A 23,891-nucleotide genomic window follows, 5' to 3' on the forward strand; every position below is an offset into this window, starting at 1 on the left:
AGATTATAAAAATTTGAAGTAGAAAGAATGAAAAAGCAGTATGCATTCATAGGTCTTTTGGTTTCGGGGTTGATGATTTCCCAGACAGTAAAAGATTCTATAGCCTCTAAAGGTATTGAAGATGTGGTTATCGTAGCCTCCAGAAAGCCTACAAAAATCTCTGAAGTTCCGGGAACGGTTTGGGTGGTACAGAAAGAAAAGATCCAGGAACAGGCCAAAAGTGGAGTTCCAATCAAAGAGATGTTGTCGATTCTGATTCCTTCTATGGATATTGGTCCACAGGGAAGAACCAATTACGGACAGAATATGAGAGGACGTTCTGCGCTCGTGATGATAGATGGAGTTTCTCTGAATAGTATCCGTGCAATAAGCCGTCAGTTGGATGCAATAGATCCTTTTAATATCGAAAGAATTGAAGTCCTTTCAGGAGCAAGTTCAATTTATGGAGGTAACGCTACCGGTGGAATTATCAATATTATTACAAAGATTCCTTCCAAAAAAGGAATTAGCGGTGAGACTGAATTGGGTGTACGTTCAGGATTTATGGGAAAAGAGGACCATGATTTCCGTGTTGCTCAGTCTATTGCAGCTAAAGGAGACAAATTCTTCGGGAGATTGGGAGTAGCCTATCAGCAGAATGGTGGGGTGTATGGAGCTGATCAGAAACAGCTTTTTACAGATATTACACAGACGGATCTTCAGTATAACCAGTCGATTGACATCCTTGCTACTGGAGGATATCAGTTTAATAATAAACATAAAATAACAGCCTCTGTTCAGTATTATAATTCTAAATTTAATGGAGACAGAAGTTTATTTTTAGGTGAAAATCTAAGCGCATTTACTACAAAAAATGCTTCATTACTCGAAATGAGAGATGGTTTCTCATCCGATAAAAATGTTGGGACGGAGCGTTATATGGCTACTGTAGCTTATAATGGAAACGGAATTTTAGGCGGACAGGACCTGTATGTGCAATTGGCTACCCGAGGTGAAAAATTAGGATTCTATCCATTCCCGGGAAATGTTACTTTGCAGACAGGAAGAATACCTTACATGTCCTCCTCACAGCAGGATACTTATTATTCTGGGATTAAAGCTTTATTATCCAAATCATGGAGAGGACTGAATGTTACGTATGGAGCAGACTTCGATTTTGAAAAGTTTGAGGGCACCCAATCTGTTTATGATATTGCAAAAACAATGTCCAGCGGGGGCTTAGTCAACGAAACAAAATACAGTCTGGGAAGATATCCAACCAATCATTCACAGAGTTACGCCGGATATGTTCAGGCAAAATATAATATCCTGCCGAAATTACAACTGAATGCAGGAATCCGTTATCAGCATATCAATGTGAAGATGGACGACTTTGTGGGCTCAGAACAGCAGACACAGATTGCAATGGGGTATGGAAGCTCAGCATCCGCAATTCCGGGAGGTGAAAGTTCTTATAATGTGACCCTGGCCAATGCCGGATTGTTATATAAATTCAATGAACAGCATCAGGTTTGGGGAACCTTTTCCCAGGGAGCAAGTTTAGCAGATCCTGCTAAGTTCTATGGTATCGGGCAATATAAGCTTGTGGGGACAAACTGGGATGTTGTATCCAGTATCAATGTAAAAGAACAGCCGCTGCAGGCTATCAAAACCAATCAGTTTGAAGTAGGATACCGCGTTAACAGAGGAGGTTTAAGAGCTCAGATTGCTGGCTTCCTGAGTAATTCTGATAAAACGGTAGCTGTAGATAAAAAGACCTTCCAGATTCTTGTGAATGATTTAAAATTAAGAAACATGGGAATCGAAGCTGAGGTTTCTTATTCCTTAAGCAATGGGGTTTATTTCGGAGCAAGCGGACTTTTGATTAAATCTGAGGTAGATAATAAAGGAGAGTGGCAGAAACAGGAAATTTACAATGCTTCTCCTTCAAAATTGGTGACCTATATCGGATATAATATTAAAAACTGGTCATTCAGATTCCAGTCTTTGCAGAATTTCAAGCAGAAAGACGAGCTTAATAATGTTGTAGAAGGTTACAATACTTCAGACCTGATGATGGGATACCGATTCAACTGGGGGAAATTCAATTTAGGAATCCAGAATATATTTAATACAGATTATCAGACAATATGGAGCAAGCGTTCCCAGGTGTTGTATTCTACATATGGACTTCCTGAATTGTTTAATTATAAAGGAAGAGGAAGAACATTCAACCTTTCTTACACTTTTGAATTTTAAAAATAAGATGAAGGTAAAAATGCCTTGATCTGAAAACATATTGTATTTCAAATCCGGTTTCTGAAATTGATCGGAAATCGGATTTTAATTTTAAAAAAAATCAGTTATGGCTAAAATTTCAACAGGGCAGATTGTTGCCGAAGTAACCAGAAAAGAATACATTACTGACCATTTTATCAGAGTGTATTTGTACTCACCGGAAGTTCAGTTGTTCAAAAATACTATGGTGGGAGACAATAATAAGATTGCAGTTCCTCCAGTTGGTTTGAACGAGATTCATTTCCCGACACTGGATGAAAATCATCAGTGGATATACCCGCCTAAAGAAGTGGCTCCAGCCATCAGAACCTATACCCACAGAGGAATTGATCTGGAGAAAAACGAATTGATCATCGACTTTGTAGATCACGGAGACGGTGGGCCTGCCTCCAAATGGGTGAGGGAAGCTGAAGCGGGTTCAAAGCTTGGAGTCATGATGCGTTTGGAAGGAAAAGAACTGTATCCTGCTGCAGATTGGTATCTGTTGGTGGGAGACGCTACTGCCATTCCGGTGATCAGTGCGATTTTGGAAACTCTTCCTGAAACAGCAAAAGGAATATGTATCATCGAAGTTCATGGAAAAGAAGACGAACAACTGCTTGAAACGAAAGCCCAGATTGATTTTAAATGGCTGCACAATGCACAACCTCAGATCAGCAATGAAATTGCCAATGCCGTAAAAAGCATTGATCTTCCCGAAACTAAAAAATTTGGCTACGTTGCCTGTGAATTTTCAAGCGTAAAAGAAATCCGTACTTATCTGAGAAAAGAGAAAAACTGGGCTTCACAGGAATTATATGCTTATTCTTACTGGAAAGCAGGTGTAGCAGAGAATGAATCGCAGGCGGACAGACATAGGGAGAAGGATTCGATGGAGCAGAAAATAGCTGATAGATAGCAGGTTTTAGGGATTAGAGAGTTTAAGGTTCAAGGTTTAAAGTTTAAAGTTGCGGGTGACCAAGAAATGACAAGTAACAAAAACAACCAGCAACCAGTAACTCATAACCAGCAACATTCAACTAAAAACTTTGAACATTGAACCCCGAACCCTTATCTTTGCACTATGAAAGATTTAATGGGCAGAGCGATCTGGGATTATTACCACAATGAAAATCCGGAGGATCTGCAGACTGAAACATCAATTTCTGAGCTGGATGAACTTCCGGTGGATTATTTATTCAGAGATTTTGAAGAAATGAACGATATTGAACAGAAAGCACTGGACTTATCCGAAGGAAAGGTTCTGGATATCGGAGCGGGTGCAGGTTCTCATTCTTTATATCTTCAAAATGAAAGAAATCTTGAGGTAATCGCATTGGATATTTCACCAAAATCTATTGAAGTCTGCCAGCTGAGAGGAATTAAGAAAGCAGTTTGCAAAAATATGCTTGAGTTTTCAGGAGAGACTTTTGATACGATTTTATTATTGATGAACGGTACAGGAGTTTTTGAAAAGCTTGCTAAAATAGATACCTATCTTCAGAAGCTACATACTTTATTAAATGATAAAGGGCAGATTCTCATTGACAGTACGGATATTCTTTATATGTTCGACCGCGATAAAGATGGCGGAGTGTATATTCCTGCAGGTGGATATTACGGAGAACTGGATTACATAGTTCATTATAAAGGCGAATCTGAAGAACCGATTACCTGGCTGTACCTTGATTTCAATACTTTGAAAAATGCGGCTGAAAATAACGGCTTCAAAATAGAAAGAGTTTTAAAAGACGAAGATTCTTACTTGGCAAAGCTCACTAAGAAATAATTGATAATAAGTCATTGAGAGCTGAAAGCGAAGCAATCTCAACAAATAATACATTGTCATTCTCTGAGCAGGATGGCAATTTTTGTTTTTTGTACTTCTCGCTAGCCCCGATAGGAACGGTTACCCCACAGCATGTAGTTGTGGCCCCGGGCCAGGCGCGAGGAGTAAAAGTGGATAGCGGGAAACAGCTCCTTATTATTGTCTGAACAGATGGATGGCTCTTGCAAACGGATAATAAGAAAACCATTCCTGAAAATAAAAATACATCAGAACAGTGTTTCCGGCACATAAAATCACTGGAAGAATATAAGATTCTGCACGGTAAGGAAGTTTTTTTGGAGTTGCCAAAACGCTGATGACAAGTAAGCCCAAAGCACCTACTGCAACGACTCCAATTTCGGGACTGTATCTGGAAGTGGTGCCAAAGTCAAAATGGGAAACCAGAACATATTTTTGAAACATAAAAAAAAGAAAACCAAATGCCAGTGCTAAGAAGCTTGCAAGGTATTTTTTTAGTTTGACTAAATTAAGGAACAGTAAAATAGACCCCGGAATTGGAGAGAAAAAAACGGAGCTGACAAAAATAGTCCTTCGAGAATAAAGCTTAACAGCTTCCGTATCTTCTGTGATATGGTCTTTCCATACTTCTACCTCTTCTGTACGTTTTGCTTCTTCAGCTTCCTTTTTTTTTTGCAAAATCAATCCCTGAACAGCGGCTTTTTCCTGCTCACTGAAAACACGTCCTCTTTCTTCCAGAATTTCAAAAGCAATCTGAACGGCTTCCGGAACAAAACAGTTGCCTTCTTTTAAATATCCCTCTAATTCCTGATTGGAAAGCTTTCTTAAAACACTTTTATTGACTATAAGTATTATTTAAAAGAAAGGCTGTCTCTAATGAAACAGCCTGTGATCTTTATAAGGATTTTAATTATCCGATCTCAATACCGTTTTCAACATTGCTGTCATCCGGTGTTACGAAAGATAATTTTCCGTCTGGTTTTGTTGTTAATAATAACATTCCCTGAGATTCAATTCCTCTGATTTTTCTAGGAGCGAGGTTCAGCAGGATCATTACCTGCTTACCGATTACTTCTTCAGGAGTGAAGCTTTCTGCAATCCCGGAAACAACAGTTCTTACATCTACTCCTGTGTCTACAGTAAGTTTTAATAATTTATCTGCTTTTTCTACTTTTTCAGCTTCTGTAATGGTTGCTGTTCTAAGGTCTATTTTAGTAAAGTCATCAAACGTGATCTCTTCTTTCATAGGGTTTGCGTTAGGGTTTGTTTTTTTATTGTTTTGTTTTGTGTTCTCTAGTTTTTGGATTTGAGCTTCAATGACATCGTCTTCAATTTTTGAAAAAAGAAGAGATGATTCGTTGATTTTATGTCCTGTTTCAATTAAAACTGCTTGACTTTCAATCGTATTCCAGTCTTTCTTTTCAACGTTGAACATGTTCAATAGCTTTTCAGAGCTGAAAGGCATGAAAGGTTCACATAACTGAGCTAAAGCAACAGCTATTTGTGCTCCCACGAATAAAGACTGAGCTGCTTTTTCCGGGTTGTCCTTAATGGTTTTCCAAGGTTCTTCTGTTTGAAGGTACTGGTTTCCAAAACGGGCAAGATTCATCAATGTAGTTAGTGAATTTCTGAACTCATAATTTTCAAGGAATCCTGAGATTTCTTTTGCTGATTTATTTATTTCCTGCAATTCGGGACTGTTTACATCTCCTTGCGGAACAACACCGTCATAATATTTATGAATAAGAACAGCGACTCTGTTGATGAAATTTCCGAAGATACCTACCAATTCAGAATTATTCTTAGTCTGGAAATCCTTCCATGTAAAGTTATTATCTTTTGTTTCCGGAGCAGATGAAAGAAGAGCATATCTTAATACATCCTGTTGGCCAGGGAAGTCTTCCACATATTCATGAGCCCATACTGCCCAGTTTCTTGAAGTAGAGATCTTGTCGTTCTCAAGGTTCAGGAATTCAAAAGCAGGAACATTTTTAGGCATGATATAATCTCCGTGAGCCTTCATCATCGCAGGGAAAATAATACAGTGGAATACAATATTATCCTTTCCGATAAAGTGTACCAGGTCACTGTTTTCGCTCTGCCAGTAATCTTTCCAGTCTTTTCCGTTTTTCTCAGCCCATTCTTTGGTGAAAGAAATATAACCAATTGGAGCATCAAACCATACGTACAATACTTTTCCTTCTGCATTCGGAAGCGGAACCGGAACACCCCAGTTCAGATCTCTGGTCATCGCACGAGGCTTAAGGCCGTCATTCAGCCATGATTTAACCTGTCCGTAAACGTTAGGCTTCCAATCGTCTTTATGGCCTTCAATGATCCACTCGTTTAAAAAGTCTTCGTATTCGTTTAATGGCAGATACCAGTTCTTTGTTTCTTTAAGGATAGGAACATTTCCGCTAAGCATAGATTTCGGATTGATCAGCTCGGAAGGAGAAAGGGTAGAACCACATTTCTCACACTGATCTCCGTAAGCATTTTCGTTACCACAATTAGGGCATGTTCCTACAATATAACGGTCAGCGAGGAATTCTCCCGCCTGCTCATCAAAATACTGCTCAGAAATTTCTTCTGTGAATTTTCCTTTTTCGTATAATACCTTAAAGAAATCCTGACTGGTTTCATAATGGTTTTTAGACGTTGTTCTTGAATATTCATCAAATGAAATTCCCAGATCAGCAAAAGATTTTTTAATGATCCCGTGATATTTGTCAACAATATCCTGAGGAGTAACTCCTTCTTTTTTGGCTCTTATGGTAATAGGAATTCCGTGCTCATCTGAACCACAGATAAACGCTACATCTTTTCCTAATCTTCTCTGAAATCTTGCGTAAACATCCGCAGGAATATAAACACCTGCCAAATGTCCTATATGAACCGGCCCGTTTGCATAAGGCAAAGCTGCCGTAATCATCTTTCTGTTTGACATTTATAGTAAAGTTTTAACTGCAAAGATAAGGAATATCTGTTGAATACCGCTATTGGTGGTGTTATTATGACGCAGAATGCAATTTTATAAGGTTGAATATGAATTTAAGTTAAACAGTTGTTTAACTAAATATTAATTTAATACAAATACTATGCAATGCATAAGACGGTGCAAATTATTGAAATTTAAAAAACTAACTAAAAAGTGTTTCGTAATATACATAATTTTAACTAAAATTATATTAAAATTACGATAATTCTATTTTTTTTTTAAATTGCGAGTCTGGCTACAAGCCGAATTAAGACTGAAAAAACGAAACTATAAAAAAATATGATTGTGAATAATTTTACAACAGTATTGAAAATTGCGCCCGCTTTTTTATTGGCCAGCACAATAATGCATGCGCAGACTAAAGACTCTGTTCCTCAGGAGAAGAAAATTGAGGAAGTTGTATTAATCGGGTATGGAAAGCAGAAAAAATCTGATCTTACCGGTTCTATAACTTCAGTCACAGCAAAAGACTTCAACGGAGGAGCAACTTCTGCAGGGCAGCTGATCCAAGGTAAAACACCAGGGGTACAGATTACCAATAACAGTGGAGCACCAGGATCCGGAACCAAGATCCGGATAAGGGGAACATCTTCCTTAAGTGGAGAAAACTCCCCATTGATCGTAATTGATGGAGTTCCCCAAGATTTTGTGGGGATGAATGGTGTTTCTGATCCTTTATCCTTAATTAACCCTAATGATATTGAAACATTTGATATTCTTAAAGATGCTTCTGCGACTGCTATATATGGTAACAGAGCTTCGAATGGGGTTATTCTTATTACAACTAAGAAAGGAACAGCAGGAAAGTTCAAAGTGAATTTCTCAACGGTAACTTCGGTTTCTACCAAAATGGGAAAAGTGGATGTGCTGAACGCTCAGGAATTCAGGGATTTTGTTAATACCAATCCATATGCACCAGCAGGCTATAAAACCAAACTTGGAAATGCTGATACTGACTGGCAGGATCAGATTTACCAGGCAGCATGGGGCACAGATAATAACGTTGCGCTTTCAGGAGGAATTAAAGGTTTGCCATACCGTTTATCATTAGGATATAATGAGCAGAACGGGATTGTAAAATCAAATTCTTTCCGCAGAACTTCTGTAGGATTAAACTTAAACCCTAAATTCTTTGATAATCATTTATCAGTGAATGTAAATGCAAAAGGAACATTTACGGATAATAGATTTGTAGACGGAGGAGTGATCAAGGCGGCTACCTATTTTGATCCTACACAACCAGTATATTCAGGAAATTCTAATTATGGTGGTTATTATGAATGGCTGGATTCCGGATCTGCAACAGGATTTAATGTAAATGCCAACTCGAATCCACTTGGAATGATCAATGGTGTAAGAGATGTGTCTTCTGTTCTAAGGGGATTGGGAAATATTCAGTTAGATTATAAGTTTCACTTTCTTCCGGACTTGCATTTCAATGTGAACGCTGGATACGATTATACAAAAAGTGATGGACACAAGTTTAAAGATGCTCGTCTGAGACCAGGTTTTGAAGATAAAGGAAGTTCAAATTTCTATTCTATGGAAAAGAAAAATAAACTTTTGGAAACCTACTTTAATTATGTGAAAAATATCAGTGCTATTAATACTGGTGTGGATATTACTGCAGGGTATTCTTATCAGGATTTCAATATTTATCTTCCAGGAGCGATCACTTATAGAGGAACAGGAATTAACTCGCAAGATTTAGACTTCAAAACTCAGAATACGTTGATTTCATTTTATGGAAGAGCTATTTTTACCATAGCTAACAAATATGTTATTTCAGGATCGGTTCGTAAAGATGGTTCTTCGAGATTCTTCAACGGAACCAGAGATAATGTATGGGGAGTTTTCCCGGGAGTTTCTTTAGCATGGAAGCTTAACGAAGAAAATTTCATCAAAAATATATCCTCTATCAGTACATTAAAGCTAAGAGCAGGATGGGGTAAAACTGGTCAGCAGGAATTGCCAGCACTTAATGGTAACAAACCGAATAATTATCCGGCTTTTGCAGCTTATAATCCAAGTTATCAGGGAGCGGGCTATCAGTTTGGAAATGAATTCTATTTTATGTTCAGACCTGCTAACTACAATCCGAATCTTACCTGGGAAACTACTACTACCAAGAACTTAGGATTGGATTTTGGGTTTAATAAAAACAGAATTACCGGATCAATAGATGTCTTCAGAAAAGATACCAAAGATCTTCTTGTATATGCTGATGAACCGGCAGGAGGCTTAAGTAACGCGAGCTGGCAAAATGTCGGAGATATGAAAAATGAGGGTATTGAGGGAAGTATTACAGTAATCCCGGTTAAAAACCAAAATACAACCTGGGAAGTAAGCTTTAATGCTACGCATTATAAACCGGTAATCACGAAGCTTAAAGACCGAGCAGATGAGTCTTTCAATATGGAAGTAGGAGGGATTGAAGGAGGTTCAGGAAACAGAATTCAGGCTCATGCAGTGGGATATGCACCTAATTCATTCTGGGTATATCAGCAGGTATATGATACCAATGGAAAGCCTGTTGACGGTGCTTTTGTAGACAGAAATGGTGATGGTACAATCAGTACAAAAGATATGTATTACTACAAATCCACAACCCCTGATGCAATTTTAGGTTTCTCTACCAAAGTATCTCACAAGAACTGGGATTTTGCATTAAGTGCAAGAGCTGTATTAGGAAATTATGTATATAATAATGCTGCTTCCAATAGTTCTTTACAATCTGCATCTACCAACGAATATCTTCAAAATGTGTTCGCAACAGCGCCTCAATATCAATTCTCTGTTCCTCAGTATAAATCAGATATTTATGTTGAGAATGCTTCATTCCTGAGACTTGATAATATCAATGTCGGATACAATTTCGGAGAAATTTTCACAAAAGGGAGTAATCTGAAAGTATATGCGATGGCACAGAATGTCTTTGTAATTACTAAATACTCAGGAGTAGATCCTGAAGTTTTTGGTGGAATAGATAACGGTTACTACCAAATGCCTAAGATTTATTCTTTAGGTTTTAACTTTCAATTTTAAATAAGAATTCAATGAAACTAAATAGAATTAAACTTAAAAATATAGTATTGCCTCTTTCAGCAGTATTTTTATTGACAGCAGCTTCTTGTGTGAAAGATCTTGAAAGAGAACCTATCACAGATGTTACTTCAGCCAGTATTTATAAAGATTTTGCCAACTATAAAAATGTTTTGGCAAAACTTTACGGAGGGCTTGCTATGGGAGGGCAGATCAGTGGAGACGGTGATCAGCCGGATAGTGATATTAACGGAATCAATGGTGGTTTCTCTCAATATACCAGATTGATGTATACCCTGAATGTTGTCACAACCGATGAGGCTGTGATTGGATGGAATGACGGAAATCTTCATACTCTTCACAAAATGACCTGGGATGCTTCCAATGAATTCATTGCTGCTATGTACTATAGAGTATATACGGAAATTGCTTTTTGTAATGAGTTTCTGAGAAATGTAACGGATGAAAAATTGGCTTCCAATAATATTACTGGAGATAATCTTGCTCAGGCAAAACTAATGAGAGCAGAAGCACGTTTTCTTAGAGCACAGTCATATTATCATGCAATAGATATGTTCGGGAATGTTCCTTTTGTAGATGAATCCTATTTGCCGGGTTCTGTGAATCCACCACAGAGAATAGAAAGAAAAGCATTATTTAATTTTATTGAATCCGAATTGCTTGCTGTAGCAGGAGAATTAAAAGATCCTAAAACCAATGAATATGGAAGAGCAGATAAAGCTGCTGTATGGTCATTGTTGGCAAAATTATATTTGAATGCAGAAGTATATACGGGAACACAGAGAAATACGGACTGTATCACTTATTGTAACAAAGTGATTGCAGCAGGGTATTCTTTAAAACCAAAATATGACGATTTGTTCCTTGCAGATAACAATATCAATAACCCTGAACAGATCTTAAGTGTAAATTTTGATGGAATCAATACACAGACCAACGGTGGAACAACTTATCTTGTTCATGCTGCAATAGGTGGAGATATGAAAGCTGCTGACTTTGGAGTGAATGGAGGATGGAGTGGTTTAAGAACGACAAAAGCGTTTGTAGGCTTATTCCCTACTAATGGAAGTGATAAAAGAGGAAGATTCTTTACTTCAGGACAAAATTTAGAAATTAATGATTTAGGATCCTTCACAGATGGATATGCATTTATCAAATTCAAAAATGTTAAAAGTAACGGATCTGTTGGAGCTCATACCAACTGGGTTGAAGCTGATATCCCTTTATACCGTTTAGCCGATATCTATCTGATGTATGCAGAGGCTGTTTTAAGAGGTGGCGCTGGTGGAAATCAGGCTACAGCAATCGGTTATATTAATCAGCTGAGAGAGCGTGCTTATGGAAATACAAGCGGAGATGTATCTTCTATCAATCTCAACTTTATTTTAGATGAGAGAGGGAGAGAACTATCATGGGAAATGACCAGAAGAAGTGACCTTATCCGTTTCAACAAATATACTACAGGAGATTATGTTTGGCCATGGAAAGGAAATGTGAAAGATGGTAAAGCGGTAGAAAGTTATAGAAACCTTTTCCCAATACCTGCGAAAGATATTGTAGCAAACCCTAATCTGATTCAGAATCCTGGATATTAATTTAAAATCCTGTTAAAAATGAAAAATCTATTCAAAATATTAGCTCTGGTTTTTACCGGACTTTTAGTTTTTTCTTGTGAAAAAGATGAGGATCAAGCTGTTATTAATGAAACGTCTGCCAGTAAGATATCTGCTGATAAAAGTGCCATTGTTCTTAATGAGCTCAATGCGAATGATGCTGTAATCAGTTTTACATGGACAAAGCCAACGTTTAGTATTGCCGTAGTTCCCAATCAGAAAGTAGAATTCGGAATCAAAGGTGATGGTTTCAAAAAAAGTGCTGTTATTGATTTCTCCAATGATATGACTTCAGGCTCTGTAACTCATGCAGCAATGAATGCAGCAATGTTTTCTATTGGAGCTGTGCCGGATGCTGTGAATGATATTGAGGCGAGGTTGAAAACTTCTGTAGGATCAGCCATTTTTTACTCAAATGTAATTGCACTTAAAGTAACACCTTATACTCCAAACCCTGATTTGGTATATCCTAAGATTAATGTTCCTGGTAGTTATGCGGGAGCAGCAGGTTATGCAAACTGGACTCCTGGAAATTCCCCGAATTTGTTTTCTCCAGGAAAAAATGATGAATACAGAGGGTTTATTTGGATCAACACTGTTTCTGGTGATGATGATGGTAAATATAAATTCTCTATCAATGAGGACTGGCCCGGAAATAAAGGAGACGATGGAACCAATACCGGAAAATTGAAATTAGATGGACCGAACATAAAAGCTCCTGCAGTGGGAACCTATTATATTAAGGTAAATTGGGCCGCAAACACTTATTCTTCTGTGTTGGCAAACTTTGGTGTTATTGGTGATGCAACCCCTACAGGGTGGAACTCAGATACAGATTTTGTATATAATCCTGCAACCAAAACTTTTGTGATTAATTCAATTGCATTATCTAATACCGGAGTATTTAAATTCCGAGCCAATGATGATTGGGCGATGAAATTCCAGCCGAACAAAGATGATGAAGCGCTTACTTCGGGAAAAGGTGTACAAACCTATTTCAATGCTGAAGGAACCGTAGAAAAAGATGGCGGATACAAAGTTTCTCAGGCAGGTAATTATAAAATTGAACTGGATTTACACAATTCAGCATATTACAAGCTAACCATTACTAAATTGTAAATCAAACTAAAATAAAGCAAAGTGCTGCTTTACCGCAGCACTTTATCTATTTTTAAAGTTAATAAATAGTCATTATGAAGAAAATTACAGTTGGAGCGCTTTTGCTCTCAATGATGTTTACAGGTGTGAAAGCCCAATCTTTAAAATCTCCGGACGGGAAGTTTGAAATGAGTTTTCAGCTGAAAGAAGGAGTACCTTACTATAACCTGAAATACAACGGTGCAGTAGTAGTTGAAGATTCTAAATTGGGATTGAGATTATTTAAAGACACAGCCATAAAATTTGCTTCTGAAATAGCCAAATCAGAAGATGCAAAATACGATCTGAATAACGGTTTTGCAAAAACAGATGAAAAAAGAGACTCCAAAAATGAAACCTGGCAGCCGGTTTTAGGAGAAAAGAAAAACTATATCAATAATTACAACGAACTGGCAGTTACCCTTAATCAGGCTTCTACAGACAGAAGTATTGTGGTAAAGTTCAGATTGTTTAATGATGGATTAGGATTCCGATATGAATTCCCACAGCAAAAGAACCTTAATTACTTTGTGATCAGAGAAGAAGACTCTGAAATCGATTTCCCTACCGACATGAAAGCATGGTGGATGGTAGCAGATTATGACTCTCAGGAATACCAGTATCAGGAAACAAAAGTTTCTGAAATTCCTTCAAAATGGGACAAAGCATTTGATGCGAATGCTTCCCAGTCATTGGTGAAAAATGCAGTTCAGTCTCCGCTGATGCTTAAAAAAGAAGGAAAAGAGCCTTTATATATCAACGTTGCTGAAGCTGCGGTATTAGATTATCCGGCTTCACACCTGGAAGTAGATGCTCAGAATTATAAATTCAAAACGCATTTGACGGCTGACAGACAGGGAGCAAAAGGATATATTCAAACTCCGTCAGTAACCCCTTGGAGAACAATTATTGTAGCTCCGAAAGCAGAGCAGGTAATGGATTCTAAAATGATCTTTAACCTTAATGAGCCTACAAAATACACCGATACCTCTTACATTCACCCTACAAAATACATGGGGGTCTGGTGGGAAATGATCATCGGGAAATCTCAGTGGGCATATTCTACTGCTGAAAATGTTCATTTAGGTAAAACAGATTTTGCTAAATTGACTCCAAACGGAAAACACGCTGCAAACAATACAAAAGTTAAAGAATATATTGACTTTGCTGCAGAAAACGGATTCCAGGGATTATTGATTGAAGGCTGGAATATCGGCTGGGAAGACTGGTTCGGACACTCAAAAGAATTTGTTTTCGATTTCATTACCCCTTACCCGGATTTCGATATCAAAATGTTGAATGAATATGCGCATTCAAAAGGAATTAAGCTGATCATGCACCATGAAACTTCAGGTTCTGCAACAAACTACGAAAGATGGGCAGATAAAGCATTCCAAACGATGAATAAATACGGTTATGATGCTGTGAAAACCGGATATGTAGGAGATATTATTCCTAGAGGAGAACATCATTATTCTCAATGGACAATTAACCACTTCTATAGAATTGCTGAAAAAGCAAACGACTATAAAATCATGGTCAATTCTCATGAATCTGTAAGACCTACAGGAGAAAGCCGTACCTACCCGAATTACATTTCTGCAGAAGCAGCACGTGGAACAGAGTACGAAGCTTTCGGAGGAAACAAGCCTGATCACCAGACAGTTCTTCCGTTTACAAGATGGATGGGAGGTTCTATGGATTATACACCAGGTATTTTCCAGACGAAGTTAGATTATTATTTCCCTGGAGATAACCGTTTCGTAAAAACTACTCTGGTAAAACAATTGGCTCTTTATGTAACCATGTATATGCCGCTTCAGATGGCTGCAGATCTTCCTGAAAACTACAAAAAGCATATGGATGCATTCCAGTTTATCAAGGATGTAGCAGCAGATTGGGATGATACAAAAATCTTATCCGCTGAACCTGGTGATTATGTGATTACAGCAAGAAAAGCAAAAGGAACTGAAAACTGGTTTGTAGGAGGTATTACCGATGAAAACAAACGTGAATATACGGTAGACTTCTCATTCCTGGATAAAGGAAAGAAATATGAAGCAACGATCTATGAAGATGGAAAAGATGCTGATTATATTGATAATCCTCAAAGCTATAATATCTATAAGAAAGAAATTACAGCCAAGTCAAAAATTAATTTTAAAATGGTAAGAAGCGGCGGTTTCGCAATTTCTATTAAGCCTGTAAAATAATTTGAAGATACACTAAGGTGCCCCGGATCATTGAATTTTCAGGATCCGGGGTTATCTTTTTTACTTATCCAATGCTTCAGTATATTCATATTCTGTTTCTGGAACTGGCTCTTTTTTTACCGCAGAAGTCTTATTTTTTATTTTCTCAAGATATTCCTTTTGAAACTGCTTTACTGTTTTACCTGTACCGTCATGCCTCCATCCCGGGGAGTTAAAAAGATACTTAACACGGTCTTTGAAGGAAAGTCCCGGCTGTCTGATATCTTTTCCTATTCTTCGCCATTCATAGAATAGAGTTGTTGCCGGATCTTTAGACTCCATCTTAGGATAAATGCCATATTTCACAGGAACCTCAGGATCCTCCTTTTCGAATGTTCCAAAAATCTTATCCCAGATAATGAGTCCCATTCCCATATTACGGTCCAGATATTTGATATTACAAGCATGATGTACTCTATGATGAGAAGGAGTAACCAGGATATATTCTAAAAATCCCATGCTTTTAATAGATTGTGTATGAACAAAAGTGCCATAAATCTGTATAGCAGAATACGCAACCAGAATATGCCATGGATGAAAGCCCATAAATGCTAATGGAGAGAAAAATAAATACCTGTACAAAGGTTGAAAAACAGGACTTCTGAATCCCGTACTGATGTTAAAATAATCAGAATTGTGATGGGTAATATGTACAGCCCAGAAGACACGCGAGTGATGATCTACATAATGATGAACATAATAAGCGAAATCCTGAGCGAGAAATACAGCAATCCAATACCAGATTCCCTCTTGCCAGTCGAAAATACGGTGATGATAAAAAAACATCATGACAAACAAAGAGAACCCTTTCATGATGATGTCTAACCCATAGTTGAGCAAAGCAAAAAGAACATTGGTTGCTACATCTTTAGTTTCGTAAATTTTCTCTTTATTAAAGTGGCTGTAAGCCATTTCTACAAAAATAATCACAGCAAACACAGGGATGGTCCATGTGTAAACAACATCTGGCCCCTCAGCTTGGAACATACTACTGAAATCAAACATTTTTTCTGTAAAACTAAAAATAAAAAGGGGGATAAATTAACTTTTAGGATGAATTTTTTATGAAAAATTTAAGTTTTTTCTCTAAAAGTTAAAAAATGAATGCCAAATTTTGAAAAATTGCAGTTGTCAGGATGAAAAAAAGGGACATTCTACTATATTTTGAATGTTTATATGAAAATTAAATGCTAAATTGAACACTAATATGAAGACAATATTTGCAGCATTAGCCCTTTCAATAGCTTCTGCAGCCTTTTCCCAAAAAGTGTTGGAAAAAATAGAGCCGGCTTTCTGGTGGAAAGGAATGAAAAATCCCGAACTTCAGATTCTTGTGTATGGAAAAAACGTTGCCCATAACGAGATTGCACTTTCAGATGGAATACAGATCAAAGACATCCGGAAAGTTGATAATCCGAATTATGTTTTTATTACTGTAAACACCAACGAAATAAATGTTCCGAAGTTTACTATTACGATTAAAAATGGCAGCAAAAATCTAAGTTCCTATGCCTATGAACTGAAGCAAAGGAATCCCGGATCTGCCAACCGCGAATCGTTTACCTCAAAAGATGTTATGTATCTTATCATGCCGGATCGCTTTGCCAATGGCAATGAAAAAAATGATTCAAGACCGGAACTTATAGAAAAAGCAGATCGCACTCTGCCTAATGGAAGACATGGCGGAGATCTCAGCGGTATCATCAATCATCTTGACTATATTCAGAATCTGGGAGCTACAGCAGTCTGGCTGACTCCGGTAAATGAAGACAATGAAAAAGTGTATTCTTATCACGGATATGCCCAGACAGATTTGTATAAAATTGATGGCCGATACGGAACGAATGAGGATTATAAAACTTTATCCAAAGAGCTGAATAAACGAAATATGATGCTGGTGATGGATTATGTGACTAATCATTGGGGTGGCTCACACTGGATGATCAAAGACCTTCCTTCAAAAGACTGGATACATTGGTTTGATGAAGGCGAGAAAGGATTTAAACGTTCCAATTATAAAACGACAACGCAATTCGATACCAATGCTTCAGGTATTGATAAAAAATATGCGCTGGACGGATGGTTTGACACCACCATGCCGGATATTAATCAAAAAAATCCACTGGTTCTGAAATATCTCATTCAAAATGCAATCTGGTGGATAGAATATGCAGAATTGGGAGGGTTCCGTGTGGATACCTATCCTTATAACGATAAAGATGCCATGTCAAAATGGGCTAAGGCCATTACCGATGAATATCCGAAATTCAATATCGTTGGAGAAACCTGGCTTTATACGGCAGCACAAATTGCAGCATGGCAGAAAAATTCGAAAATAGGAGAAATAGAAGGATACAATTCAAATTTGCCCTCGGTAATGGATTTTATGCTGTTTGAAAATATGCCTAAAGCTCTTAAAGAAAAAGAAGGTTGGGATAAAGGCATGATCCGGATTTACGATTCCTTTACCAGTGATTTCCTTTATCCGGATATCAATAATCTCCTGGTTTTCTTTGAAAATCATGACACAGAAAGATGGAATGAAATCTTTAATGCAAATCCTGATGCTTACAAAATAGGACTTACTCTGATCTCAACAGTAAGAGGAACTCCACAGATCTATTACGGATCAGAAATAGGAATGAGAGGAGATAAGACGAAAGGAGGTGATGCAGATATCCGGAGAGATTTTCCGGGAGGCTGGAAGTCTGATTCTCAGAATGCCTTCAATCCATCTGCTCAGACTAAGGAGCAAAAAGAATTTTTCCAGTTTACACAAAAATTATTAAACTGGAGAAAAGGCAAAGACGTAATCCATAATGGGAAAACTAAAAATTTCGTTCCTCAGGATGGAGTTTTTGTATACTTCAGATACAATGAAAAAGAAAGTGTAATGGTGGTCATCAACAATAATGAAAAAGATCAGACGTTAGACTTGAAAAGATTTGCCGAATCGCTTAATGGATTTACAAAAGGAAAAGAAGTTATTTCAGGAAAAGAATTTATGTTGCAAAATACTATAAATGTTTCTGCAAAAACTCCATTCATCATTGAACTTGAAAAATAATTAATACATATGAAAAAACTAACGACTGCTTATACATTAATCCTTTTTGTACTGGGATTTTCTTTATTGAATGCTCAGTCGAAGACCGTATTTGAAAAAGAAAAATCAGAAATCAGTACTATGCTGGATGCATTCAACGTAGCTGCGGCAAAAGCAGATTACAATGCATATTTTAATTTCTTTGCGGATGAATCTACCTTCATTGGAACAGACGCTACCGAAATATGGGATAAAAAAGAATTCATGGTATGGGCAAAACCTTATTTCGACAAAAAGAAAACCTGGAATTTTAAAGCCCTTAAAAGAAATATTTACTTCAGCAAAGATGGAAAACTGGCATGGTTCGATGAACTATTGGATACCCAGATGAAAATATGCAGAGGTTCCGGAGTGGTAGAAAAAATCAACGGAAGCTGGAAGGTAAAACAATACGTTCTTTCTGTGACTGTTCCTAATGAGGTGGTAGATAAAGTGGTGGTTGAAAAAACACCTATCGAAGATGCATTAATTCAAAAACTTAAGTCATAATGGCAGAAAGGGTAGGGATATATAATTCGGGGCCATTTGGAAAAAGAAAAAAACCAAACTTATCCATGCTCCAGATTATTAACATGAGTATGGGATTCCTTGGCATTCAAATGGCGTTCGGATTACAAAATGGAAATGCAAGCCGTATTCTTGGTAATTTAGGAGCCGATGTTCATGAGTTATCCTGGTTCTGGCTCGTTGCTCCCGTTACAGGTTTGATTGTTCAGCCTATCATCGGGCATATGGGAGACAATACCTGGAGTCCATTGGGAAGAAGAAAACCTTATTTCCTGATTGGAGCTGTTTTGTGTGCAATAGGATTGGTTTTACTTCCTAATGCAGCTTCCGTTACTCAAATGTTTGCCGCCAATGCGCTTTTGTTAGCTGTAATATTCCTCGCCATGATGGATGCTTCCGTAAATATTGCAATGGAGCCTTTCCGTGCTTTGGTAGGAGATATGCTTCCGAAACATCAGGGGACAATAGGATTTTCGGTGCAGACCATTCTGATTGGAATCGGAGCCGTATTGGGCTCTTATCTGCCGGATTGGTTAACGAAAATGGGAATCTCCAACGAAGCCCCGGCGGGATTTGTGGCAGATAACGTTATTTACTCCTTTTATATAGGGGCAGGATTGCTTATCATCTCAATTTTGTACACCATCATGACAACCAGAGAGTATTCTCCACAGGAATTCGCTGATTTTGAAGATGGAAAAGAGGTAGAACAACAGGAGTCTAAGTTTTCAGATATCTTCAAAGACTTTGCAGCAATTCCTATACAGATGAAAAAACTGGGAATTGTTCAGTTCTTTTCATGGTTTGCATTATTTACCATGTGGGTATTTACGACCAGTGCACTGGCAACCCATCATTTTGGACTTTCTCCGGAAGATACCCACTCCAAAGCATTTAATGATGCAGGGGATTTAACAGGGAAGCTTTTCGGAATGTACAATCTGTGGGCAATTCCGTTTGCATTTCTATTGACACCCATAGCGAAACTGATCGGTAAAAAGCAGACTCATGCCTTAGCTTTATTGTGTGGAGGTGTTGGACTTGTTTCAATGTATTTCATTAAAGATGTCAACAACCTATGGATCTCTATGATCGGTTTAGGATTTGCCTGGGCAAGTATTCTGGCAATGCCTTATGCTATGCTTATTGAAGTCATTCCACAAAGAAAAATGGGGGTCTATATGGGAATATTCAATTTCTTTATTGTGATTCCGCAGATTATCAATGGATTATTTGGAGGTCCGGTTGTAAGTGATGTTTTCGGAAAACAAGCGATGGATTATGTCGTTGTAGGTGGTGTTTGCATGCTGATAGGAGCTGTAGTGACCATGATTTTTGTTAAATCAGAAGATGAAACCCCTAAGGAAATTGAAGAAGAAATCAAACAGGTACATTTTTAAAAATTGAATAAATTTAAATTCAAAATATCAATAGGAGCGGGCTTTAGCCCGCTTTTCTTTTAAGGTATTTATTAATTGGCTTTAGCCGAAACACATATTTATAATAAATAACAGAATATAATAGTCTCCCACAGATTTCACAAATGACACAGAGGTTTGCGTTTACTTATATAATCTATTTAGTCCATTCAATTATGAAGTAAATAGTATACAGTTTGAAATTTTATCGCAGATAAAATCCTTGCGCCCTAAAACATATGGAATATAAAAATCTTTGCGCCTTAGCGTTTCCAATCCATCCACCATTTTTACTTTCTCAACTCTTTTACCCCATAAACTTCCTTTCTTACCCTACATCAACTTTTAAAATGCCTGCATGTCTTACATTTGTACCATAAATAATCACAGAAATGAAAACAGTATATCATAAAGCAGATTCAAGAGGCCATGCCAATCACGGATGGTTAAATTCTTACCATACATTCAGTTTTGCCAACTATCAAAACAGAGACAGAACGAATTTTGGTGTTTTAAGAGTATTAAACGATGACACCGTTTCTCAGGGAATGGGATTCGGAACGCACCCGCACAAGGATATGGAAATTATATCCATTCCTCTGGAAGGAGACTTGGAACATAAAGATTCAATGGGAACTACAGCTGTGATCAAAAAAGGAGAAATCCAGGTGATGAGTGCCGGAACAGGTGTTAAGCACAGTGAATATAATAAAAATAAAGATGAAGAGGTAAAGTTTCTACAGATCTGGGTTTTCCCAAAAGAACTGGATGTTGAACCGAGATATGATCAGAAAAGTATCAAGGAAGGTGAAAAGATTAACGGATTCCAACAGATTTTATCTCCTAATAAAAATGATGAAGGAGTTTGGATTCATCAGGATGCATGGTTTAATTTAGCCAATTTTACAAAAGGAAACGGCAAAAATTATATGCTTAACAAAAAAGGAAACGGAGTTTATGCGTTTGTGTTGAAAGGAAGTGCAAAAATAGGAGACCGTGTTCTGAATGAAAGAGACGGATTGGGAATCTGGGATACTCAGAGCTTTAACATCGAAGCGGTGGAAGACACTGAAGTATTATTAATGGAAGTACCAATGGAACTGCCGTCTTATCTTAAATAAAAAACTAAATTTGTAATCTTAAAAAATAAATCTCACCTATGAAAATTTTAGCAATAGCAGGAAGCAACTCGGAAGTTTCAATGAACAAGCAGTTGGTTGCCTATGCATCAACATTATTTGAAAATGCAGAAGTAGAAGTAGTAGATCTGAATCCTTTTGAAATGCCAATCTATAAGCATGAAAGAGAATTGGCTGCTGGTGTTCCTCAGGAAGCTCATGACTTTGCTGCCAAAATTGACGGTGCCAATGTATTGTTGGTGGCTTTGGCAGAACACAACGGAACCTATTCTACAGCATTCAAAAATGTGTTCGACTGGGTATCAAGAATCAAAGACAGAACGGTTTGGAATGAAGTACCAATGCTATTGATGTCTACATCTCCCGGAGGTAGAGGTGGAGCAGGAGTTTTAGACGCTGCATCAAAGCGTTTTCCTTTCCACGGAGGAAATGTGGTGGAAACTTTTTCACTTCCTTTCTTTAATGATAATTTTGACAAAGGAACTCAAAAAATTTCTAATGAAGAGAAAATCAATGAGTTAAAAGAAAAAATAAACAAGATTGCGGCTATTGAAACCATCCTTGAAAAATAGAATTTGAATATTCATTTAAAATTACTATTTTTGCAAAAAGAAAAGAGATGAAAATTCAGACCTCCTATAAACAATGTTTTTCTCATAAAGGGAAAATTGTGGGCTCTGAAATTCTGAGATAAAATAACGGCCGATAATCTGAAAAGATTGTCGGCTTTTTTGTTTTCTAAAATCAAGTATAAAAGTAATTGAAATATTAAAAGATAAAAAGACATAAGACATCAGATGCAAGACAAGTAATCATTTGAAATCTGAATCCAATATCTAAAAATCTAAGCAGACATGAGCAACACTTACAAATCAGCAGGAGTAGACAAAGAAGAAGGATACAAAACGGTTGACAAGATCAAAAAAGCGGTCGGTGAAACCCACAATTCCAATGTACTGAACCACTTGGGAAGTTTTGGTGCTTTCTATGAGATCGGTGGATACAAAAATCCTGTTCTTGTATCAGGAACAGATGGAGTAGGAACAAAGCTGAAAGTAGCTTTAGATACTAAAAAATATGATTCTATTGGTGTAGATTGTTTCGCAATGTGTGCCAATGATATTCTTTGCCACGGAGCAAAACCTTTATTTTTCCTTGATTATCTGGCTTGCGGAAAGCTTGATTCAGAAATTGCGGCAGAAATTGTTTTAGGAATGGTAGCAGCTTGTAAAGATAACAACTGTGCATTGATTGGTGGAGAGACTGCTGAAATGCCGGGAATGTATCAGCCTGGAGATTATGATGTTGCAGGATTCTGCGTAGGAATCGTAGAAAAAGATCAGATTATTGATGGTTCTAAGATTCAGGCAGGTAATAAAATTATTGCATTACCAAGTTCTGGATTCCACTCAAACGGATTCTCTTTAGTAAGAAAGGTATTCCCAAATTTTGAAGAAGAATTTGAAGGAAAACCTTTATATGAAACACTTTTAGTTCCTACAAGACTATACTATAAAGATATTCATAAAGTATTGGAAGAAGTGAAAGTAGAAGGAATTGCTCACATCACAGGAGGTGGTCTTTACGAAAACGTTCCAAGAATCATTCCAGAAGGACTTTGTGCTTCTATTGACGAATCGAAAATCAGAATTCCTAGTGTAATGCTTGAATTGGAAAAGAGAGGTGAAGTAGCCCGTGAGGAAATGTACGGAACATTCAATATGGGGGTAGGGATGATCATTGTAGTGAATGCGGATCATGCTGAAAAAATCTTACACCTTTTAGATGATGCTTATGAAATCGGAGAAATCACAGAAGGAAGCGAAAAGATAGATTTAAAATTTTAGGAGCTTAATCCCGCTTTCCGCTGTATCTTTTTCGTCACGGCCTCCGCTTCGCTGCGGCCGCAACGAAAAAAGGATGTCGCTGCAATCGGGGCTAGTTAACAATATTCAAGACCTTGACAAGGCTGCCAAAAAAATATGAAGAACATCGTTGTACTTGTATCCGGTTCAGGAACCAATCTGCAGAGAATCATTGATACCATTGACGCTGGAGAAATCCAGAATGCAAAAGTATCTTTGGTAGTGGCAGACAGAGAGTGTTTCGGACTGGAAAGAGCAAAGAATCACAATATAGAAAGCATACTCATTCCAAGAGGAAAGAATTTCAGCAGTGAACTGGCTAAAGTAATCCCTGAAAATACAGATCTTATTGTATTGGCAGGATTTTTATCCATCTTAAAATCTGAATTCTGTGAAAACTGGAACGGTAAAATAATCAATATTCATCCTGCTTTGCTTCCGAAATTCGGAGGAAAAGGAATGTGGGGAATGAACGTTCACAATGCAGTCATTGAAGCTAAAGAAGTAGAGAGTGGGGCCACTGTACATTTTGTAACGCCGGGCATTGATGAAGGAGAAGCTATTCTTCAGAAATCTTTTGAAGTAACCGCTGACGATACTCCGGAAACATTGGCTCAGAAAGTTCACAAGATTGAATATGAAATATTTCCAATAGCGATCAATAAGGTCCTGGAAAACTGATAATGTAACAATTGGGCGATCATTTAATCGTTACATTTAATAAAAAAGA

Annotated in this window: 17 protein-coding genes; 14 read left to right on the forward strand and 3 right to left on the reverse strand. The window is 37.5% G+C overall.

Features of this window, described 5'->3' with window-relative positions:
* Window positions 1-27 precede the first annotated feature (27 nt).
* The 3 genes from ACTJIP_RS07930 to ACTJIP_RS07940 all read left to right on the forward strand — a co-directional run bounded on the left by ACTJIP_RS07930 (window position 28) and on the right by ACTJIP_RS07940 (window position 4,045).
* On the forward strand, window positions 28-2,238 hold the full coding sequence (locus ACTJIP_RS07930; RefSeq protein ID WP_180565547.1) for a TonB-dependent receptor: 2,211 nt from the start codon (window positions 28-30) through the stop codon (window positions 2,236-2,238).
* A gap of 106 nt (window positions 2,239-2,344) precedes the next feature.
* Entirely contained in the window at window positions 2,345-3,175 is an 831-nt protein-coding gene (locus ACTJIP_RS07935) for a siderophore-interacting protein (protein ID WP_440704330.1), read from the forward strand.
* A gap of 165 nt (window positions 3,176-3,340) precedes the next feature.
* Entirely contained in the window at window positions 3,341-4,045 is a 705-nt protein-coding gene (locus tag ACTJIP_RS07940) for a class I SAM-dependent methyltransferase (RefSeq protein ID WP_180565549.1), read from the forward strand.
* Window positions 4,046-4,240: 195 nt separating this feature from the next.
* On the opposite strand, the gene ACTJIP_RS07945 is transcribed toward ACTJIP_RS07940, so the two are convergent.
* Window positions 4,241-4,741 carry a hypothetical protein gene (locus tag ACTJIP_RS07945; RefSeq protein ID WP_440704331.1) on the reverse strand — a complete coding sequence of 167 codons (501 nt, stop codon included), beginning with the start codon at window positions 4,739-4,741 and terminating at the stop codon, window positions 4,241-4,243.
* Between the two features lie 232 nt (window positions 4,742-4,973).
* On the reverse strand, window positions 4,974-7,010 hold the full coding sequence (gene metG / locus ACTJIP_RS07950) for a methionine--tRNA ligase (protein ID WP_440704332.1): 2,037 nt from the start codon (window positions 7,008-7,010) through the stop codon (window positions 4,974-4,976).
* A 336-nt stretch (window positions 7,011-7,346) separates the two neighbouring features.
* On the opposite strand from metG, the gene ACTJIP_RS07955 reads away from it, so the two are divergent.
* The 4 genes from ACTJIP_RS07955 to ACTJIP_RS07970 all read left to right on the forward strand — a co-directional run bounded on the left by ACTJIP_RS07955 (window position 7,347) and on the right by ACTJIP_RS07970 (window position 15,087).
* Window positions 7,347-10,106: a SusC/RagA family TonB-linked outer membrane protein gene (locus ACTJIP_RS07955; RefSeq protein ID WP_077415866.1), complete on the forward strand. Its 2,760-nt coding sequence runs from the start codon at window positions 7,347-7,349 to the stop codon at window positions 10,104-10,106.
* Between the two features lie 11 nt (window positions 10,107-10,117).
* On the forward strand, window positions 10,118-11,719 hold the full coding sequence (locus ACTJIP_RS07960) for a RagB/SusD family nutrient uptake outer membrane protein (RefSeq protein ID WP_077415006.1): 1,602 nt from the start codon (window positions 10,118-10,120) through the stop codon (window positions 11,717-11,719).
* Between the two features lie 18 nt (window positions 11,720-11,737).
* On the forward strand, window positions 11,738-12,856 hold the full coding sequence (locus ACTJIP_RS07965) for a SusE domain-containing protein (protein ID WP_077415004.1): 1,119 nt from the start codon (window positions 11,738-11,740) through the stop codon (window positions 12,854-12,856).
* 74 nt (window positions 12,857-12,930) lie between these two features.
* Window positions 12,931-15,087, forward strand: coding sequence for a glycoside hydrolase family 97 protein (locus tag ACTJIP_RS07970; protein ID WP_077415002.1), 2,157 nt, complete (start codon window positions 12,931-12,933; stop codon window positions 15,085-15,087).
* Window positions 15,088-15,147: 60 nt separating this feature from the next.
* On the opposite strand, the gene ACTJIP_RS07975 is transcribed toward ACTJIP_RS07970, so the two are convergent.
* Window positions 15,148-16,131, reverse strand: coding sequence for a sterol desaturase family protein (locus tag ACTJIP_RS07975; RefSeq protein ID WP_077415000.1), 984 nt, complete (start codon window positions 16,129-16,131; stop codon window positions 15,148-15,150).
* A 202-nt stretch (window positions 16,132-16,333) separates the two neighbouring features.
* Between ACTJIP_RS07975 and ACTJIP_RS07980 the strand changes: the two genes are divergently transcribed.
* From ACTJIP_RS07980 to purN, 7 genes are all read left to right on the forward strand, one after another.
* Entirely contained in the window at window positions 16,334-18,193 is a 1,860-nt protein-coding gene (locus ACTJIP_RS07980) for a glycoside hydrolase family 13 protein (RefSeq protein ID WP_077414998.1), read from the forward strand.
* Between the two features lie 9 nt (window positions 18,194-18,202).
* Window positions 18,203-18,721 (forward strand): nuclear transport factor 2 family protein, encoded by a 519-nt coding sequence (locus ACTJIP_RS07985; protein WP_440704333.1) that lies wholly within the window; start codon window positions 18,203-18,205, stop codon window positions 18,719-18,721.
* Window positions 18,721-20,139, forward strand: coding sequence for an MFS transporter (locus ACTJIP_RS07990; RefSeq protein WP_440704334.1), 1,419 nt, complete (start codon window positions 18,721-18,723; stop codon window positions 20,137-20,139). Before ACTJIP_RS07985 ends, ACTJIP_RS07990 begins: the two co-directional genes overlap by 1 nt.
* 410 nt (window positions 20,140-20,549) lie before the next feature.
* Entirely contained in the window at window positions 20,550-21,278 is a 729-nt protein-coding gene (locus tag ACTJIP_RS07995) for a pirin family protein (RefSeq protein ID WP_440704335.1), read from the forward strand.
* A gap of 38 nt (window positions 21,279-21,316) precedes the next feature.
* Entirely contained in the window at window positions 21,317-21,868 is a 552-nt protein-coding gene (locus ACTJIP_RS08000; protein ID WP_440704336.1) for an NADPH-dependent FMN reductase, read from the forward strand.
* A gap of 282 nt (window positions 21,869-22,150) precedes the next feature.
* Window positions 22,151-23,143: a phosphoribosylformylglycinamidine cyclo-ligase gene (gene purM / locus ACTJIP_RS08005; protein WP_077414988.1), complete on the forward strand. Its 993-nt coding sequence runs from the start codon at window positions 22,151-22,153 to the stop codon at window positions 23,141-23,143.
* A 135-nt stretch (window positions 23,144-23,278) separates the two neighbouring features.
* Entirely contained in the window at window positions 23,279-23,842 is a 564-nt protein-coding gene (purN, locus tag ACTJIP_RS08010) for a phosphoribosylglycinamide formyltransferase (protein WP_440704337.1), read from the forward strand.
* Window positions 23,843-23,891 lie beyond the last annotated feature (49 nt).

It is taken from the genome of Chryseobacterium sp. 22543, assembly GCF_052044565.1.
Lineage (GTDB): Bacteria > Bacteroidota > Bacteroidia > Flavobacteriales > Weeksellaceae > Chryseobacterium.